We start from the raw sequence: 683 nt of genomic DNA on the forward strand, positions 1-683 counted from the left end.
GGACTATAACGGGTCATAGCTTTATCCTCTTCTACCTTGGTGTACTCAGCATATTAAATTGACCAGCCAATGCTTTTCCTCCTCCTCCAAGCAAAGCAGCAGAAAGCTTTTTCACCCATTCTTTTGTAGCGTATCCCTTTTCTTGCGCTTTAATCATATCTTGAATGAGCTTTGCAATTTTATCATTCGGAATCTGTGTCCCCCCTGTTAACAATTTGACAACATCCTTTTCAATCCGTTGACGCTCTCTAAACGCAGCCTCTTTGAAAGGAATCCAAGAAGCCTTCACCGCTGCTTTTCCTGCTTGCATAGCGGCATCAAATTTACCCGTTGGCATACTGACATTATGCGTAAAAGAGATCTTTTCATTCGCTACACGATTGGGTATTCTGTTATAAAAATCTGCATAATTAGCTTCTCTATCGACAACCTTCTTAACAGCAGAAGCTTTATCTGCTCCATAAATCTTTGCAAATCGTTCATATAGATCATTCGTACCAAAAATCTCCTTTGCCTTAGACACTTCATCTTTTGTTTGACCCATGCCTTGTAAAAGTTTTGCTCTTGATCCCTTTTTAAAGTATTCTTGTTGTCCCTCTGGTAATTCATCAAAAATTTTACTGAATTTATCCTTATTAACCGACTTTCTAAGGACTTTTTCTCCTTCGCCCATAGCATCTACA

The 683-nt window shown here is 38.9% G+C and carries 1 pseudogene; it reads right to left on the bottom strand.

Features of this window, described 5'->3' with window-relative positions:
- Nucleotides 1–31: 31 nt before the first annotated feature.
- Nucleotides 32–683: pseudogene (locus ACFIK6_RS10155) on the bottom strand (hypothetical protein); the annotation flags it as partial.

The sequence above is a fragment of the Bartonella sp. AS69XJJH genome (assembly GCF_042195585.1).
Lineage (GTDB): Bacteria > Pseudomonadota > Alphaproteobacteria > Rhizobiales > Rhizobiaceae > Bartonella.